9 protein-coding genes and 2 pseudogenes are annotated in these 14,241 nt (G+C 69.4%); 6 read left to right on the top strand and 5 right to left on the bottom strand.

Features of this window, described 5'->3' with window-relative positions:
• The first annotated feature begins 69 nt into the window (after positions 1 to 69).
• Positions 70 to 834: a sulfite exporter TauE/SafE family protein gene (locus C6A87_RS09445; RefSeq protein WP_311116995.1), complete on the top strand. Its 765-nt coding sequence runs from the start codon at positions 70 to 72 to the stop codon at positions 832 to 834.
• Positions 835 to 838: 4 nt separating this feature from the next.
• Here the strand turns inward: C6A87_RS09445 and C6A87_RS09440 are convergent.
• The 3 genes and pseudogenes from C6A87_RS09440 to C6A87_RS09430 form a co-directional block, all read right to left on the bottom strand.
• A pseudogene (locus tag C6A87_RS09440) lies at positions 839 to 1,890 on the bottom strand (phosphotransferase family protein).
• Positions 1,891 to 1,920: 30 nt separating this feature from the next.
• Complete coding sequence (poxB, locus tag C6A87_RS09435) at positions 1,921 to 3,657, bottom strand: ubiquinone-dependent pyruvate dehydrogenase (RefSeq protein WP_311116994.1); 1,737 nt, start codon at positions 3,655 to 3,657, stop codon at positions 1,921 to 1,923.
• A 71-nt stretch (positions 3,658 to 3,728) separates the two neighbouring features.
• Positions 3,729 to 4,496: an SDR family NAD(P)-dependent oxidoreductase gene (locus C6A87_RS09430; protein ID WP_311116993.1), complete on the bottom strand. Its 768-nt coding sequence runs from the start codon at positions 4,494 to 4,496 to the stop codon at positions 3,729 to 3,731.
• Positions 4,497 to 4,610: 114 nt separating this feature from the next.
• On the opposite strand from C6A87_RS09430, the gene C6A87_RS09425 reads away from it, so the two are divergent.
• The 4 genes and pseudogenes from C6A87_RS09425 to C6A87_RS09410 all read left to right on the top strand — a co-directional run bounded on the left by C6A87_RS09425 (position 4,611) and on the right by C6A87_RS09410 (position 10,279).
• Entirely contained in the window at positions 4,611 to 6,128 is a 1,518-nt protein-coding gene (locus C6A87_RS09425; RefSeq protein ID WP_311116992.1) for a molybdopterin-dependent oxidoreductase, read from the top strand.
• Positions 6,129 to 6,176: 48 nt separating this feature from the next.
• A pseudogene (locus C6A87_RS09420) lies at positions 6,177 to 7,722 on the top strand (ATP-dependent DNA ligase).
• A gap of 113 nt (positions 7,723 to 7,835) precedes the next feature.
• Positions 7,836 to 10,142, top strand: a complete 2,307-nt coding sequence (locus tag C6A87_RS09415) for a carbon starvation CstA family protein (RefSeq protein WP_311116991.1) — start codon at positions 7,836 to 7,838, stop codon at positions 10,140 to 10,142.
• Positions 10,076 to 10,279 (top strand): YbdD/YjiX family protein, encoded by a 204-nt coding sequence (locus C6A87_RS09410; protein WP_311116990.1) that lies wholly within the window; start codon positions 10,076 to 10,078, stop codon positions 10,277 to 10,279. Before C6A87_RS09415 ends, C6A87_RS09410 begins: the two co-directional genes overlap by 67 nt.
• Before the next feature lie 87 nt (positions 10,280 to 10,366).
• Here the strand turns inward: C6A87_RS09410 and C6A87_RS09405 are convergent, their stop codons facing one another.
• Together C6A87_RS09405 and C6A87_RS09400 are read right to left on the bottom strand one after the other, a co-directional pair.
• Positions 10,367 to 11,605: a cytochrome P450 gene (locus tag C6A87_RS09405; RefSeq protein ID WP_311116989.1), complete on the bottom strand. Its 1,239-nt coding sequence runs from the start codon at positions 11,603 to 11,605 to the stop codon at positions 10,367 to 10,369.
• Positions 11,606 to 11,619: 14 nt separating this feature from the next.
• The gene (locus tag C6A87_RS09400) at positions 11,620 to 12,651 is read right to left on the bottom strand and encodes an LLM class F420-dependent oxidoreductase (RefSeq protein ID WP_311116988.1); all 1,032 of its coding nucleotides are present in this window, start codon (positions 12,649 to 12,651) and stop codon (positions 11,620 to 11,622) included.
• 78 nt (positions 12,652 to 12,729) lie between these two features.
• On the opposite strand from C6A87_RS09400, the gene C6A87_RS09395 reads away from it, so the two are divergent.
• Entirely contained in the window at positions 12,730 to 14,226 is a 1,497-nt protein-coding gene (locus C6A87_RS09395) for a carboxyl transferase domain-containing protein (RefSeq protein ID WP_311116987.1), read from the top strand.
• The last annotated feature ends 15 nt before the right edge of the window (positions 14,227 to 14,241 follow it).

Below are 14,241 nucleotides of genomic sequence, written 5' to 3'. Positions count from 1 at the left end.
TCCCCGCTCCCTTGGCGCAAACACCTCTCTCGGCCGGTCCCCATCCGGCGGGACGGGCACAATGTGCCGGTGTCCTGGTCGCAAGCGGTGCTGCTGTTCGTGGCCGGAATCGCCGGCGGGCTGACCGGCAGCATCGCGGGCCTGGCCTCGGTGGCCACCTATCCGGCGCTGCTGCTGGCGGGGCTGCCGCCGGTCAGCGCCAACGTCACCAACACCGTGGCGCTGGTGTTCAACGGGGTCGGGTCGGTCCTGGGGTCGCGGCCCGAGTTGGCCGGCCAGGGTGCGATGTTGAAGCGGGTGCTGCCCTTCGCCGCGGTCGGCGGGGTCACCGGCGCCATCCTGCTGTTGTCGACGCCGGCCGAGGGTTTCGAGAAGATCGTGCCTGCGCTGCTCGGGTTCGCCTCCCTGGCGATCCTGCTGCCGGTGCGGCCCGCCCCGGACACCTCGGGTGCGTCGCGACGCCGGCAGCGGCTCACCCTCGCGCTGCAGGGTGCCGCGGTGTTCGCGATCTGCATCTATGGCGGCTATTTCGGCGCCGCGGCGGGCGTGCTGCTGCTGGCGCTGTTCCTGCGGCTCGGCGGCCAGACACTGGCCCATGCCAACGCGGGCAAGAACGTCGTCCTCGGACTGGCCAACGGGGTGGCCGCGCTGATCTTCGCGGTCGTGGCGCCCGTGCAGTGGTCGGCGGTGCTCGCGCTCGGAATCGGCTGTCTGCTCGGCTCCCGGCTCGGCCCGGTGGTGGTGCGGCACAGCCCGGACAAGCCCCTGCGCATCCTCATCGGCCTCGCCGGCGTCGCGCTGGCGGTCAAGCTCGGCGTCGACGCCTACCGCTGAGCGGTCACCCGAACGGGTTGTCGCCCGCCGACACTCGCGTTCCGAGCGCGATCAGGTTCTCCGCGGACGCGTGCAGCCGCTCACCGGCCTCGGCACTGGCCTGCCCGGCCAGGTGGCGCGACCAGGTTCCCTCGATGACGATCGCGAGTTTGAAGCACGCCATCGCGACATACCAGTCCAGCCGCGGCGTCCGGCGCCCGCCGGCGTCCAGGTAGGCCTCGATCAGTTCGGCCCTGGTGGCCAGCCCGCCGAGGGCGGCCAGTGCCGATCCGGCGTCGATGGGGTTGGGTCCGTCCGGCCAGCACACCAGCATCCAGCCGAGGTCGAGCAGCGGGTCCCCGACGGTGCACATCTCCCAGTCGATGAACGCCGCGAGCTCGGGGACGTCGCGGCGCAGCAGCACGTTGTTCAGATGGCAGTCCCCGTGCATGATTCCGGGCTCGGCGTCGTCGGGCCTGCGCGAGTCCAGCCAGTCGGCGAGCACGTGCACCGACGGGAACGACTCGGGCGCGTAGTTGTCGTGCCGGTAGCTCTCCAGCAGCCGCATGAACTGCGGAACCTGCCGTGCCAGAAAGGATCCCGGACGTTTCAGTGCGGCCAGCGGGCTGCCCTGCCAGCCCACCTTGCCGAGTTCGGCCAGGCTCGCCGCGTAGGACGGCCCGATCCTGCGCCGCATGTCGGCGTCCCTGACGTAGGCCTCGTCGACCTCCGTGCCGGGGTTGAACCCGTCGACGGCCTCCATCAGATAGAACACCACTCCGAGCACACCGAGGTCCTCGCATCCGGCGATCAATTCCGGGTGTGGCACCGTGGTGCCCTTCAGCGTCTGCAGCACCGCGATCTCTCGTCGCATGGTGTTGTCGCTCGTGGGCCGCGGGTGCTCCGGCGGCCGCGCAGCACCATCGGCTCACCGTCCACCCGCAGGCGCACCACGATGTTCTGAGAGCCCCCGGTCAGCGGTTCGACGTCGGTGACTGTCGACCCGATCCCGCTCCCCCGCACCCACTTCCGCAGTGCGTCGGTCTCGGCCTCGGTCAGCGTCATGTCCACCGGCATGCCGCCATGGTGCCAGGTCGGCGGACGGGATCAGTCCAGAATGCGCCGCGCCACGTTGGTGGTCACCAGGTCCAGCAGTTCGTCCCCGCGGCCGGCGAGGATGGTCCTGATCGCATACAGCGAGAAACCCTTGGCCTGTTCGGCGGTGATGGCCGGCGGGATCGACAGTTCCTGGCGGGCGGTGACGACGTCCACGACAGCGGGTCCGCTGACCGCGAACGCGGCCGCCAGCGCCGACTCCAGCTCGTCGGGACGCTCGACGCGCCGCCCGAAGACCCCCATCGACTGCGCGACGGCGGCGAAGTCCGGGTTGACCAGATCGGTGCCGAACGTCACGATGCCCGCGGCCTTCATCTCCAGCTCGACGAAGTTCAGCGAGGAGTTGTTGAACACGACGACCTTGACCGGTAATCGGTTCTGGATCAACGTGATCAGCTCACCGAACAGCATCGTCAGTCCGCCGTCGCCGGCCAGCGCCACCACCTGCCGCTGCGGGAACGCGGTCTGCGCGCCGATCGCGTGCGGCAAAGCGTTGGCCATGGTGCCGTGGTTGAACGATCCGAGGAGCCTTCGGCGTCCGTTCATGGCCAGGTAGCGCGCCGCCCACACCACCGGCGAGCCGACGTCGGCGGTGAACACCGCATCGTCGGAGGCCAGCGTGTTCACCAGTGCGGCAACATATTCCGGCCTGATCGGGGTGCGGTCTCGGTCGTTGACGGCGAGGTCGTCGAGGGTCTTGCGGGTTCTGCGGTAGTGCTTCAGCGAGCGGTCCAGGTGCGTGCGGTCGGTCTTCTGCCTCAGCAGCGGCTGCAGTGCCGACAGCGTGTCGCCGACCGAGCCGACCAGGCCGAGGTCGATCGGTGTGCGCCGGCCGAGGTTGCGGCCGCGGATGTCCACCTGGATCACCTTGGCATGATCGGGATAGAACTGCTGGTACGGGAAGTCGGTGCCGAGCATCAGCAGCAGGTCGGATTCCTTGATCGCCTTATAGCCGGACGCGAAGCCCAGCAGGCCGGTCATGCCGACGTCGTACGGATTGTCGTATTCGATGAAGTCCTTGCCGCGCAACGCATGTACCACCGGGGCGTTCAGCGTGCCGGCGAGCTGCACGAGCTCGTCGTGCGCGCCTTCGACGCCTGCGCCGCCGAGGATGGTCACCGCCTGCGCCTCGTTGAGCATCGCCGCGGCGTCGCGCAGCGCGGCGTCGTCGGGGCGCACCACCGATCGCGTCGGCAGCACGGGCCTGCTCTGCCACGCGGTCGCGTCGACCTTCTGCAGGAAGATCTCGCCGGGGATCACCACCACGGCCACGCCCCGCTCCTCGACCGCGGCCCGCATCGCCATGTGCAGAATCCGCGGCAGCATCTCGGGGGTGCTGACCATCTCCCGGTAGACGCTGCACTCGCGGAACAGCTCCTGCGGGTGGGTCTCCTGGAAGTAGTCGGAGCCGATCTCGGACCGCGGGATGTGCGCGGCGATCGCCAGCACCGGGACCCGGCTGCGCTGGGCGTCGAACAGCCCGTTGATCAGGTGCAGGTTGCCCGGCCCGCAGCTGCCCGCGCACACGGCGAGCTGTCCGGTCAGCCCCGCGTCGGCGGCCGCGGCGAAGGCGGCCGTCTCCTCGTGGCGCACGTGTTCCCAGCTGATCTCACCGGATCGGCGCAGCGCGTCGGTGAACCCGTTGAGGCTGTCCCCGGGCAGGCCGTAGACCCGCTGGACGCCGCTGGCGCGAAGGGTCGCGATGACGTGATCAGCAACTGTGGCCATGCCGCCACCCTAGTGGCGAATCGGGCGCGCCAAGCGACACTCAGCGTCGTCAGCGCGCCCGATTCCCTCGGTTACTTGGGGGCGAAGCGCTGGCCGGCGTCCAGTCGGAGGCACTGGCCGTTGAGCATCGGGTTCTCCACGATCGCGAGCGCGAGCTTCGCGTACTCCTCGGGCTTGCCGAGCCGCTTCGGGAAAGCCGCGTCCTTGGTCAGCACGCTGGCGAACTCGTCGGGGATGCCCTCGGTCAGGCCGGTGGCGAACAGGCTGGGCGCGATCGCGAGCGCGCGGATCCCCAGGCTGCCCATGTCACGCGCCATGGTCAGGCACATGCCGGCGATCGCGGCCTTGGAGGCGGTGTAGGCGACCTGCCCGATCTGGCCCTCGAACGCCGCGATCGAGGCGGTGTTGATGATGACGCCGCGCTCCTCGGCCTCGTCGTCGACCGGGTCGTTCTTCGACATGTGCCAGCCGGCCAGCCTGCTGATGTTGAACGTGCCGATCAGGTTCAGGTCGATGCTCTTGCGGAAGGACTCCAGGCTGTGCGGACCGTCCTTCTTGACCGTGCGCTCGGCGATGCCGCCACCGGCGGTGGTGACCGCGATGTGCAGGCCCCCCAGCGCCTCCACGGCCTGGTTGAGCACGGCCTCGGTGCCGTCGAAGTCGGTGATGTCGACCTCGTGGAAGGTGCCGCCGATCTGGTCGGCCACCTCTTTGCCCTTGGACTGCGGCCGGTCCAGCACCGCCACGCTGGCTCCCCGCTTGGCCAGCGCCTCCGCGGTGGCCCGCCCGAAGCCCGACGCGCCGCCGACGACGACGGCCTTCTTGCCCTCGATCTCCATCTGCTCCCTTTCGCACTTTCCAGAACATGGACGATGTGTAAAGCCCACCTGCAACCTAGCCGATGACACCATTCGGTAAGGGTTACGGGTTCTGCGCGGCGGTACCTTGGCGGGATGAGCACGCGCGGCGCCAGGGCGCTGGCCGGGGTGGCCGCAGCGGCGGTCGGCGTCGGGGTGGCCCAACTCGTGGCCGCCGCGTTCGGGCCGGAGGCCGACGTGCGCACCGCGGTCGGCTCCGCGGTGATCGATCTGACGCCGGGCCCGGTGAAGGAATGGGCGATCAGCACCTTCGGCACCGCCGACAAGCTGGCGCTCGGTGTGATCCTGCTGCTGACCATCGCGGCGATCGCCGCGGTCGCGGGGATCGCCGAATCCCGGGGCCGGCCGCTGGGCAGCGCGATGTTCGTGGCCGCCGGCGGGGTGGGATGCGCCGCGGTGCTGTCCCGCGCCGGCGCCACCGCACCCGACATCGTGCCCACCGTGGTGGGCGTCGGGTGCGGGGTCGCAGTGCTGCGCCTGCTGGTGTCGGGCCGGTTCACCGACGCCGACGAACGCGACGGCACCGACGAGGGCAGACGGCTGTCGCTGGTCACCCTCGGCCTGCTCGGCGGCGGCGTCGCCGCCGGGGTCCTCGGGGTGGTGGTGAACCGCTGGATGTCGTCGGTGTCCGGCGACCGGGAGGCGTTCGCGCTGCCCAAGATCGACCGGGCCGCCCCACCCATCCCGGCCACGGTGCAGCCCGCAGATGTCGCGCTGCCGTCGTTCGTCACCCCGAACACCGACTTCTACCGCATCGACACCGCGCTGACGGTTCCGCAGCTGAGCCGGGAGGACTGGCAGCTGCGGATCCACGGCCTGGTGGACCGCGAAGTCACCTACCGCTACCAGGATCTGGCGCGCTTCGAGGTGGTCGAAGAGGTCGTCACACTCACCTGCGTGTCCAATCCGGTTGGCGGCGAGCTCATCTCGAATGCCGTCTGGACCGGCTACCGGGTCAAGGACCTGCTCGCCGAGGCGGGGGTGCAGTCCGAGGCCGACATGGTGCTGTCGATGTCGGTCGACGGCTGGACGGCGGGCACCCCGGTCGAGGCGCTGACCGGCGACGACGCACTCCTGGCCGTCGGGATGAACGGTGAGCCGCTGCCGCTCGAGCACGGCTACCCGGCCCGTCTGGTGGTGCCCGGACTGTACGGCTACGTGTCGGCCACCAAATGGGTGACCGATCTTGAGGTGACGCGCTTCGACCGCGCGCAGGCCTACTGGACCCGGCTGGGCTGGTCGGCCCGCGGCCCCATCAAGACGGCCTCGCGCATCGACGTGCCGCGCAGCGGGCAGGACGTCCCGGTCGGTCCGGTGACGTTCGGCGGCGCCGCGTGGGCGCAGAAGCGCGGGGTGCGCGCCGTCGAGGTCCAGATCGACGACGGTCCGTGGCAGCCTGCGACCTTGGGGGACGCCTACTCCGGTGACACCTGGCGGTTGTGGAGCTTCGGCTGGGACGCCCGCGACCCCGGCTTCCACACGGTCACCGTGCGGGCCACCGACAATTCCGGCTACGCCCAGACGCCGGACCGGGCCGATCCCGTCCCCGACGGTGCGACCGGATGGCACTCGATCACGTTCGCGGTGCGCTGACCGTCGGCGCCCGCCAGGCGTGGCCGGGCACCGTGGCAGGGTGGTGTGGTGCTGCTGGTTGACGTCGCCACCGCCTCGGCCGATGTCGCGTCCTCGTCGTCGCGGCTGGCCAAGACCGCCCGCATCGCCGAACTGCTGCGTTCGGCAGGCGAGCAGGGTGATCCGCGGCTGGTCGCCATCGTCGTGTCGTGGCTGTCCGGGGATCTCACCCAGCGCCAGATCGGCGTCGGCTGGGCGTCACTGCGCTCCGTTCCGGGGCCTGGCCGACACCCCCACCCTGACCGTCGAGGACGTCGACGCCCGGTTCGGGGAGATCGGTGCGACCGCGGGCCGCGGATCGCAGGCCCGGCGCGCCGAACTGCTCGCCGCGCTCTTCGCCGAGGCCACCGCGGTCGAGCAGACGTTCCTGCGCCGGTTGCTCACCGGCGAGCTGCGGCAGGGCGCGCTGGTCGGGGTGATGGCCGACGCGGTCGGCCGGGCCGCGGGCGTGCCCGCCGCCGCGGTGCGCCGCGCCGCGATGCTGGGCGGTGCCCTGCCCGCGGTGGCCGCCGCGGCGGTCGCCGGCGGCGAACCCGCGCTGCAACAGTTCACTCTGCAGGTGGGCAGGCCGGTGGGGCCAATGCTGGCCCAGACGGCCTCCGGTGTCGCCGACGCCCTCGTCCGCCTCGGCGGGCCCGCACTGTTCGAGGCCAAGCTCGACGGCGCACGCGTGCAGATCCACCGCCGCGGCGACGTGGTGTCGATCTTCACCCGCAGCCTCGACGACGTGACCGCCCGGCTGCCCGAGGTCGTCGACGCGACGCTGGCCCTCCCGGTCACCGACCTGATCGCCGACGCCGAGGCCATCGCGCTGCGCCCCGACGGCCGTCCGCACCGCTTCCAGGTCACCGCGTCGCGCTTCGGCCGCCGCGGCGGCACGCCGGACCCGATGCAGCAGCGCCTGTCGGTGTTCTTCTTCGATCTGCTGCACGCCGACGGTGTCGACCTGCTCGACCTGCCCGCCCGCGAGCGCATCGCCAGGCTCGACGCGGCCGTGCCTGCCGCCCACCGCGTCGACCGGTTGGAGACCTCCGATCCCGCCGCCGCGCAGGCCTTCCTCGAGGCGACGCTGACCGCGGGTCACGAAGGCGTGATGGCGAAGTCCCCGTCGGCCCCGTACGAGGCCGGCAGGCGCGGTGCGGGCTGGCTCAAGATCAAGCCCGTGCACACCCTCGATCTCGTGGTGCTGGCCGTGGAGTGGGGTTCGGGCCGGCGCACCGGCAAGCTCTCCAACATCCATCTCGGTGCCCGCGATCCGGCCACCGGCGGCTTCGTGATGCTCGGGAAGACATTCAAGGGGATGACCGATGAGATGCTGGCGTGGCAGACGGGCCGGTTCCTGGAGCTGGCCGACGGCCCCACAGATCAGTACGTGGTGACGGTCCGGCCGGAGCAGGTCGTGGAGATCGCGTTCGACGGTCTGCAGACATCGTCGCGGTATCCGGGCGGCATGGCGCTGCGGTTCGCCCGCGTGCTCCGATACCGCGACGACAAGACCGCGGCCGAGGCCGACACCATCGACACCGTGCGCGAAATCTACGATCGCGGAAGCTGAGGTCCCAAACGGGGGTTTCCCCACATGTGCGCTCCGTCCGGTGCCAGTATCGAGACGAGGCATGGATCCAGGGCAGAAACGCAGTCGAGCCGACGAAGGAACCGGGAGACATCGTGGCCACACCCACCGCCGCACCATCGGAACGCGTCGAAGAGACCGACGGGGACATCACCTACATCCGCACGGACAAGGATCTGCCGCCTGTCGCGATCATCGACAGATCACCGATCACCGTCAAGCACCGGATCATCTTCGCCGTCGTCGCCGTGCTCGGCGCCATCGCCTGGGCGATGATCGCGTTCTTCCGCGGAGAGACGGTCAACGCGGTCTGGTTCGTCGTCGCCGCGGTCTGCACCTACGTCATCGGTTTCCGGTTCTACGCCCGGCTCATCGAGATGAAGATCGTCCGCCCGCGCGACGACAACGCCACGCCGGCAGAGGTTTTCGAGAACGGCACCGACTACATGCCGACCGACCGGCGGGTGCTCTTCGGTCACCACTTCGCCGCGATCGCCGGGGCGGGACCGCTGGTGGGCCCGGTGCTGGCCACCCAGATGGGGTATCTGCCGGGGGCGATCTGGATCATCATCGGCGCCGTGGTCGCCGGCTGCGTGCAGGACTACCTCGTGATGTCGATCTCGGTGCGGCGGCGCGGCCGGTCCCTGGGGCAGATGGCGCGCGACGAACTCGGTGTCGTCGGCGGGGTTGCCGCGATCGTCGGCGTGCTGGTCATCATGGTGATCCTGCTGGCGGTGCTGGCGCTGGTGGTGGTCGGCGCGCTCGCCGAAAGCCCGTGGGGCGTCTTCTCCATCGCGATGACGATCCCGATCGCGATCTTCATGGGCCTGTACCTGAGATACCTGCGCCCGGGCCGCGTCTCGGAGGTCTCACTGATCGGCGTGGCGCTGCTGCTGCTCGCGGTGGTCGCGGGCGGCTGGGTCGCCGACACCGCGTGGGGCGTCGAGTGGTTCACGCTGTCGAAGGTGACGTTGTCGTGGTGCATCATCCTCTACGGCCTGGCCGCGTCGGTGCTGCCGGTGTGGCTGCTGTTGGCGCCCCGCGACTACCTGTCGACGTTCATGAAGGTCGGCACCATCGCGCTGCTGGCGATCGGGATCCTGCTGGCACGGCCGGTGATGGAGGCGCCGGCGATCTCGTCGTTCGCCGCCAGCGGCACGGGGCCGGTGTTCGCCGGTTCACTGTTCCCGTTCCTGTTCATCACCATCGCCTGCGGTGCGCTGTCGGGATTCCATGCGCTGATCTCCTCGGGCACCACGCCCAAGCTGCTGGAGAAGGAAAGCCAGATGCGGCTCATCGGCTACGGCGGCATGCTCACCGAGTCGTTCGTGGCGATCATGGCGCTGATCACCGCCGCGATCCTCAACCAGCACCTGTACTTCGCGATGAACGCCCCCGCCGCCTCGACAGGCACCACCGCCCAGAGCGCGGCCGACTACGTCAACGGGCTGGGCCTGTCCGGTGCGCCGATCACCGCCCAGGAGATCACCGATGCCGCCGCGGGCGTCGGCGAGGAATCCATCGTGTCGCGCACCGGTGGCGCCCCGACGCTGGCGTTCGGCATGTCCGAGGTGCTGCACCAGGTCTTCGGTGGCGAGAGCCTCAAGGCGTTCTGGTACCACTTCGCGATCATGTTCGAGGCGCTGTTCATCCTCACCACCGTCGACGCGGGCACCCGGGTGGCGCGGTTCATGCTGTCCGACGGCCTGAGCAACCTCGGCGGTCCGTTCACGAAGCTGCGCAATCCGAGCTGGCGGGTCGGTGCGTGGATCTGCAGTGTGGTCGTCGTCGCCGCGTGGGGCAGCATCCTGCTGATGGGGGTCACCGACCCGTTGGGCGGCATCAACACGCTGTTCCCGCTGTTCGGTATCGCCAACCAGCTGCTGGCGGCCATCGCCCTGACGGTGGTGACGGTCGTGGTGATCAAACGCGGGATGCTGAAATGGGCGTGGATACCGGGCATTCCGCTGCTGTGGGACCTGGTGGTGACCATGACGGCCTCCTGGCAGAAGATCTTCTCCGGGGATCCCAAGGTCGGCTACTGGACGCAGCATTTCCAGTACCGCAACGCCCGTGACGGCGGCGCCACGAGTTTCGGGGCGGCCAAGGATGCCGGTCAGCTCGACGCCGTCATCCGCAACACGTTCATCCAGGGCACGCTGTCGATCGTCTTCGCCGTGCTGGTGATCATCGTGGTCACCGCCGGAGTGATCGTGGCGCTCAAGACGATTCGCGGCAACGCAGGCCCGACGAGCGAGGACGACCCGATACCGTCGCGGATCTTCGCCCCGTCCGGCATGTTCATGACCCCGGCAGAGAAGGAGGTGCAGAAGCAATGGGACGCATTACCGCAAGTACACGGGCGGCCCTCGGTCACCTCGGCTGGTACTGCAAATCCTTGATGGGCGACAACCACTATCAGCGTTACCTGGACCATCACGCGCGCACGCACCACGCTGAACCGGCGATGTCCGAACGCGAGTACTGGCGGCACCGTCACGCGGCGGCCGACGCCAATCCGGGGGCCCGTTGCTGTTGACGCCCGACCCCGCCGAAATTGCATTCCACGCGGGAAATCCCGGCCAGCGGCCGCGTGGAATGCAATTTCGGCGGGTCCTCGTGCGGGCTAGCGGGTCAGCGAGTACCGGATCGGCAGGTGCTTGAGCCCGCCGACGAAGATCGTCGCGATGTGCTCAGGCCGCCCGGCCAACTCGATGGACTTCAGCCGCGGCAGCAGTTCGGCGAAGAAGCTGCTGATCTCCATGCGGGCCAGCGCCGCCCCCAGGCAGAAGTGCACGCCGTAGCCGAACGCGACGTGCTTGTTCGGGTCACGCCCGACGTCGAAGCGGAACGGATCGGTGAACACATCCTCGTCGCGGTTCCCGGACGGATAGGACAGCAGCAGCGACTCCCCCGCCGCGATCGGCACACCACGAACCACGGTGTCCTGCTGTGCTGTTCGCATGAACTCCTTGACCGGGGTGACCCAGCGGATCATCTCCTCGACCGCCAACGGCAACAGGTCGGGGTTCTGCTGCAGCCGCTGCAGCTGGTCGGGGTTCTCGATCAGCGCCTGCAGGCCTCCCGAGATCGTCGCGCTGGTGGTGTCGTGCCCGGCGGTGGCCACGATCAGGTAGTAGGACACGGTGTCGATGTCGGACAGCGGTTCGCCGTCGATGCGGGCATTGGCGATCGCCGAGGCCAGATCGTCGGTGGGCTGGGCCCGTCGCGCCGCGGTGATCTCGTTGAAGTAGTTGAACATGTCGAACAGCGCCAGCCCGCGCTCCTCCATGCTCGCGCCGCGCTGCAGTTCGGCGTCGTCGTTGCCGAACAACTCCTGGGTGTAGGTGAGCATCCGCGGGAATTCCGACTCCGGAATGCCCAGCAACGACATGATCACGTACAGCGGGAATCCCACCGCGACCTCCTGCACGAAGTCGCATTCCCCGCCCCGCTCGTACATCTGGTCGACGAAGGTCTTCGCCAGCTCGTCGACCCGAACCTTCAGCGCGCGCATGGCTTTCGGCCGGAACCAGTCGGCGCCGATCGCCCTGACCTTGCGGTGCTCGGGATCGTCGAGGTGGATCAGCGTGCTGATGCCGATCGACGCGTGCTGGGCGTCACCTTCGGCGGTCGACAGCACCGGCCGCGGGGAGTTCGTGAACACCGCGTTGTCGCGTTCGATCGCCATGATGTCGGCATGCTTGGTGATCGCCCAGAACGGGTTGTAGCCCGGCGCCTCCACCCAGGACACCGGCGTATGGGCCCGCAGATGGGTCATCGCCGCGTGCAGCCGCGTTTCGTCGGCATACGCGCTGGGGTCGGCGAACACCCCGGCCGCTTCGTCGGCGATTCGAACCCTCATCGATGTCTCCTTCGTCATGCGCCGTTGCGCAGATCGGTGACCAGGTCGACGACCGTCGCCTCGTCGATGGACGGCGGAAATCCCACCAGCACACGGTCGATCAACCCGTCGCAGCGAGCGCGGATCTTGTCGACCAGGCCGTCGACCGGCGCGACGACCGCGAACTCTTCGAGGATGGCGTCGTCGATGAGCGAGCCCATCGTGTCCCACTCGCCGGCGCGGGAAAGTCGGTGCAGCTCGTCGTGTAAGTCGCCCCAGCCGTGCAGATCCAGCACGTTGCGGTAGGCCGGGGTGGAGGCGTAGAACGCGATCTGCTTGCGGGTGGCCACCGCCGCGGCGGCCAGTTGCTGCTCGTCGTGACCGGTGACGACGAACAGCGGGCAGGCCACTTCGACGTCGGCGCGGGTGCGCCCGGCCCGCGCGATCCCCCGCGTCAACGTCGGGATGGTGACCTCCCGGACGTAACGCTGCGTCGTGAACGCGTGTGCGAGCAGGCCATCGGCGACCTCACCGCACATCTCGGTCATCCGGTCGCCGACGGCGGCGACGAACACCTTGGGATCGCCGTGCGGCTGCCGCGGTGGGACGAACATCGGCGTCATGAGCTTGTGGGTGTAGAACTCACCGTCGAAGTCCAGCCGGTCGCCGTCGCCCCAGCACGCCCAGATTGCGTGCAGCGCCAGCACGAATTCCCGCATCCGGGCGACGGGTCGGCCCCACGGCATGCTGAAGCGCTTCTCGATGTGCGGTTTGATCTGCGACCCGAGCCCCAGGATGAACCGGCCCTGTGAGTAGTCCTGCAGATCCCAGCCGATCTGGGCCACGGTCATCGGGTTGCGCGCGAACGCCACCGCGATGCTGGTGCCGAGTTCGATGGAGTGGGTGTGCTCGGCCGCCAGGGTAAGCGGCAGGAACGGATCGTGGTTGATCTCGGCCGTCCAGCAACCGTCGTAGCCCCGCTGTTCCAGCGTCCTGGCCGCGACGGGGACGTGGGACAGTTGACTGACGACGGCAGCGTCCACCTTCAGGCCGCCTTCAGCACCCATGTTGAACGAAGCTACAGTAAGCAATTCAGTAAGGTCAACGTTGCGAACCGCGTGCCGCCCGAGGACAGGAGTCTGCGCATGGCCAGTGCCGAGGATTGGCAGGACACCCTCGACGAGCTCGCCCGCAGGCGCGTGGTGTCCACCTCCATGGGTGGCGAGGACCGCCTGACCAGGCACCACGGCAAAGGAAAACTCGACGCCCGCGGTCGGATCGGGCACCTGCTGGACCCGGGCTCGTTCCGTGAGTTCGGCACGCTGGTCGGCGGCGACATCGCCGCCGACGGCATCGTCACCGGGTCCGGTCTGATCGACGGCAGGCCGGTGCTCGTCGGCGCCGAGGACTTCACCACGCTGGCCGGCAGCATCGGGCCCGGCGGCAACGCCAAACGGTACCGGCTGGCCGAGCTCGCGCTGCGGGACCGGGTGCCGCTGGTGATGCTGTTGGAGGGCGCGGGATTCCGGCCCAGCGGGGAGCATTACGGGCGCACCCCGACCGACCTGCTGGCCCAGGCCAGGTGCTCGGGCATGGTGCCCACGGTCAGCGGCTTGTTCGGGCCGTCGGCCGGGCACGGCGCGCTGGTCGCGCCGGTCTGCGACTGGACGATCATGACCACTCAGGGCGCGATCTTCACCGCGGGCCCGCCTGTGGTGAAAGAGTCCACCGGCGAGGAGATCTCGAAGGAGGACCTCGGCGGGCCGTCGGTGGCCCTGGCCAGCGGGGTGATCCACAACCTCGGGCGAGACGACGCCGCGGTGCTCGACGACATCCGCCGGTACCTGTCGTACTTCCCGTCCAGCGCGTGGTCGTACCCGGCGTCGCTTCCGGCGGGCCCGGCGACCGCACGGCGGTCGACACCGGAAATGCTGGACATCGTGCCGCGCGGCAACCGCCAGGTGTACGACATGCGCGCGGTGCTCGACGTGGTGTTCGACGACACCGACTGGTTCGAGGTACAGCCGAAATTCGGGCCCGCGATGATCACCGCGCTGGCCCACCTCGGCGGGCACCCGGTCGCGGTGGTGGCCAACCAGCCCAAGGTGATGGCCGGCTCCATCGACGCCGATGCCGCCGACAAGGCAGCGCATTTCATCATGGTCGCCGACGCGTTTCATCTGCCGATCGTGTTCCTGGCCGACAACCCGGGGATGCTGCCCGGCAGCCGCTCGGAGAAGGCCGGCGTCCTGCGCAGCGGCGCCCGCATGTTCGCCGCCCAGACCACCGCGACCACGCTGAAACTGCATGTGACACTGCGCAAGGCCTACGGGTTCGGTTCGATGGTGATGTCCCTGCTGGGTTTTGACAGCCAGAGCGCGACGTTCGCCTACCCGGGCGCGACCATGGGCGCGATGAGCGCGGCGGCGCTGAGCCGGGCCTCGCACGCGACCGAGGACATCGAGGCCAAGCTGCGTCAGGCCGAGGTGGACGCGTCGTTCCGGTCGGCCGGTCATCTTGGCTTCGACGACCTGATCCATCCGGAGGAGACACGCGACGCTCTGCTGGACGCGCTCGAGCGTGGCCTCTACAGCCGCCAGGCCGCGGCCGAACCGGTGACCCGCACGGCGATCACCCCCTAGCGCCCCGCGAATCCG

It is taken from the genome of Mycobacterium sp. ITM-2016-00317, from assembly GCF_002968295.1.
Lineage (GTDB): Bacteria > Actinomycetota > Actinomycetes > Mycobacteriales > Mycobacteriaceae > Mycobacterium.
This window is presented reverse-complemented; position numbering and strand designations above follow the sequence as displayed.

Coding starts and splice junctions, on each gene's coding strand:
- C6A87_RS09430 (WP_311116993.1), bottom strand. CDS start 4,496: ATGGAGATCGAGGGCAAGAAGGCCGTCGTCGTCGGCGGCGCGTCGGGC.
- C6A87_RS09425 (WP_311116992.1), top strand. CDS start 4,611: ATGAGCACGCGCGGCGCCAGGGCGCTGGCCGGGGTGGCCGCAGCGGCG.
- C6A87_RS09400 (WP_311116988.1), bottom strand. CDS start 12,651: ATGGGTGCTGAAGGCGGCCTGAAGGTGGACGCTGCCGTCGTCAGTCAA.
- poxB (WP_311116994.1), bottom strand. CDS start 3,657: ATGGCCACAGTTGCTGATCACGTCATCGCGACCCTTCGCGCCAGCGGC.
- C6A87_RS09410 (WP_311116990.1), top strand. CDS start 10,076: ATGGGACGCATTACCGCAAGTACACGGGCGGCCCTCGGTCACCTCGGC.
- C6A87_RS09395 (WP_311116987.1), top strand. CDS start 12,730: ATGGCCAGTGCCGAGGATTGGCAGGACACCCTCGACGAGCTCGCCCGC.
- C6A87_RS09405 (WP_311116989.1), bottom strand. CDS start 11,605: ATGAGGGTTCGAATCGCCGACGAAGCGGCCGGGGTGTTCGCCGACCCC.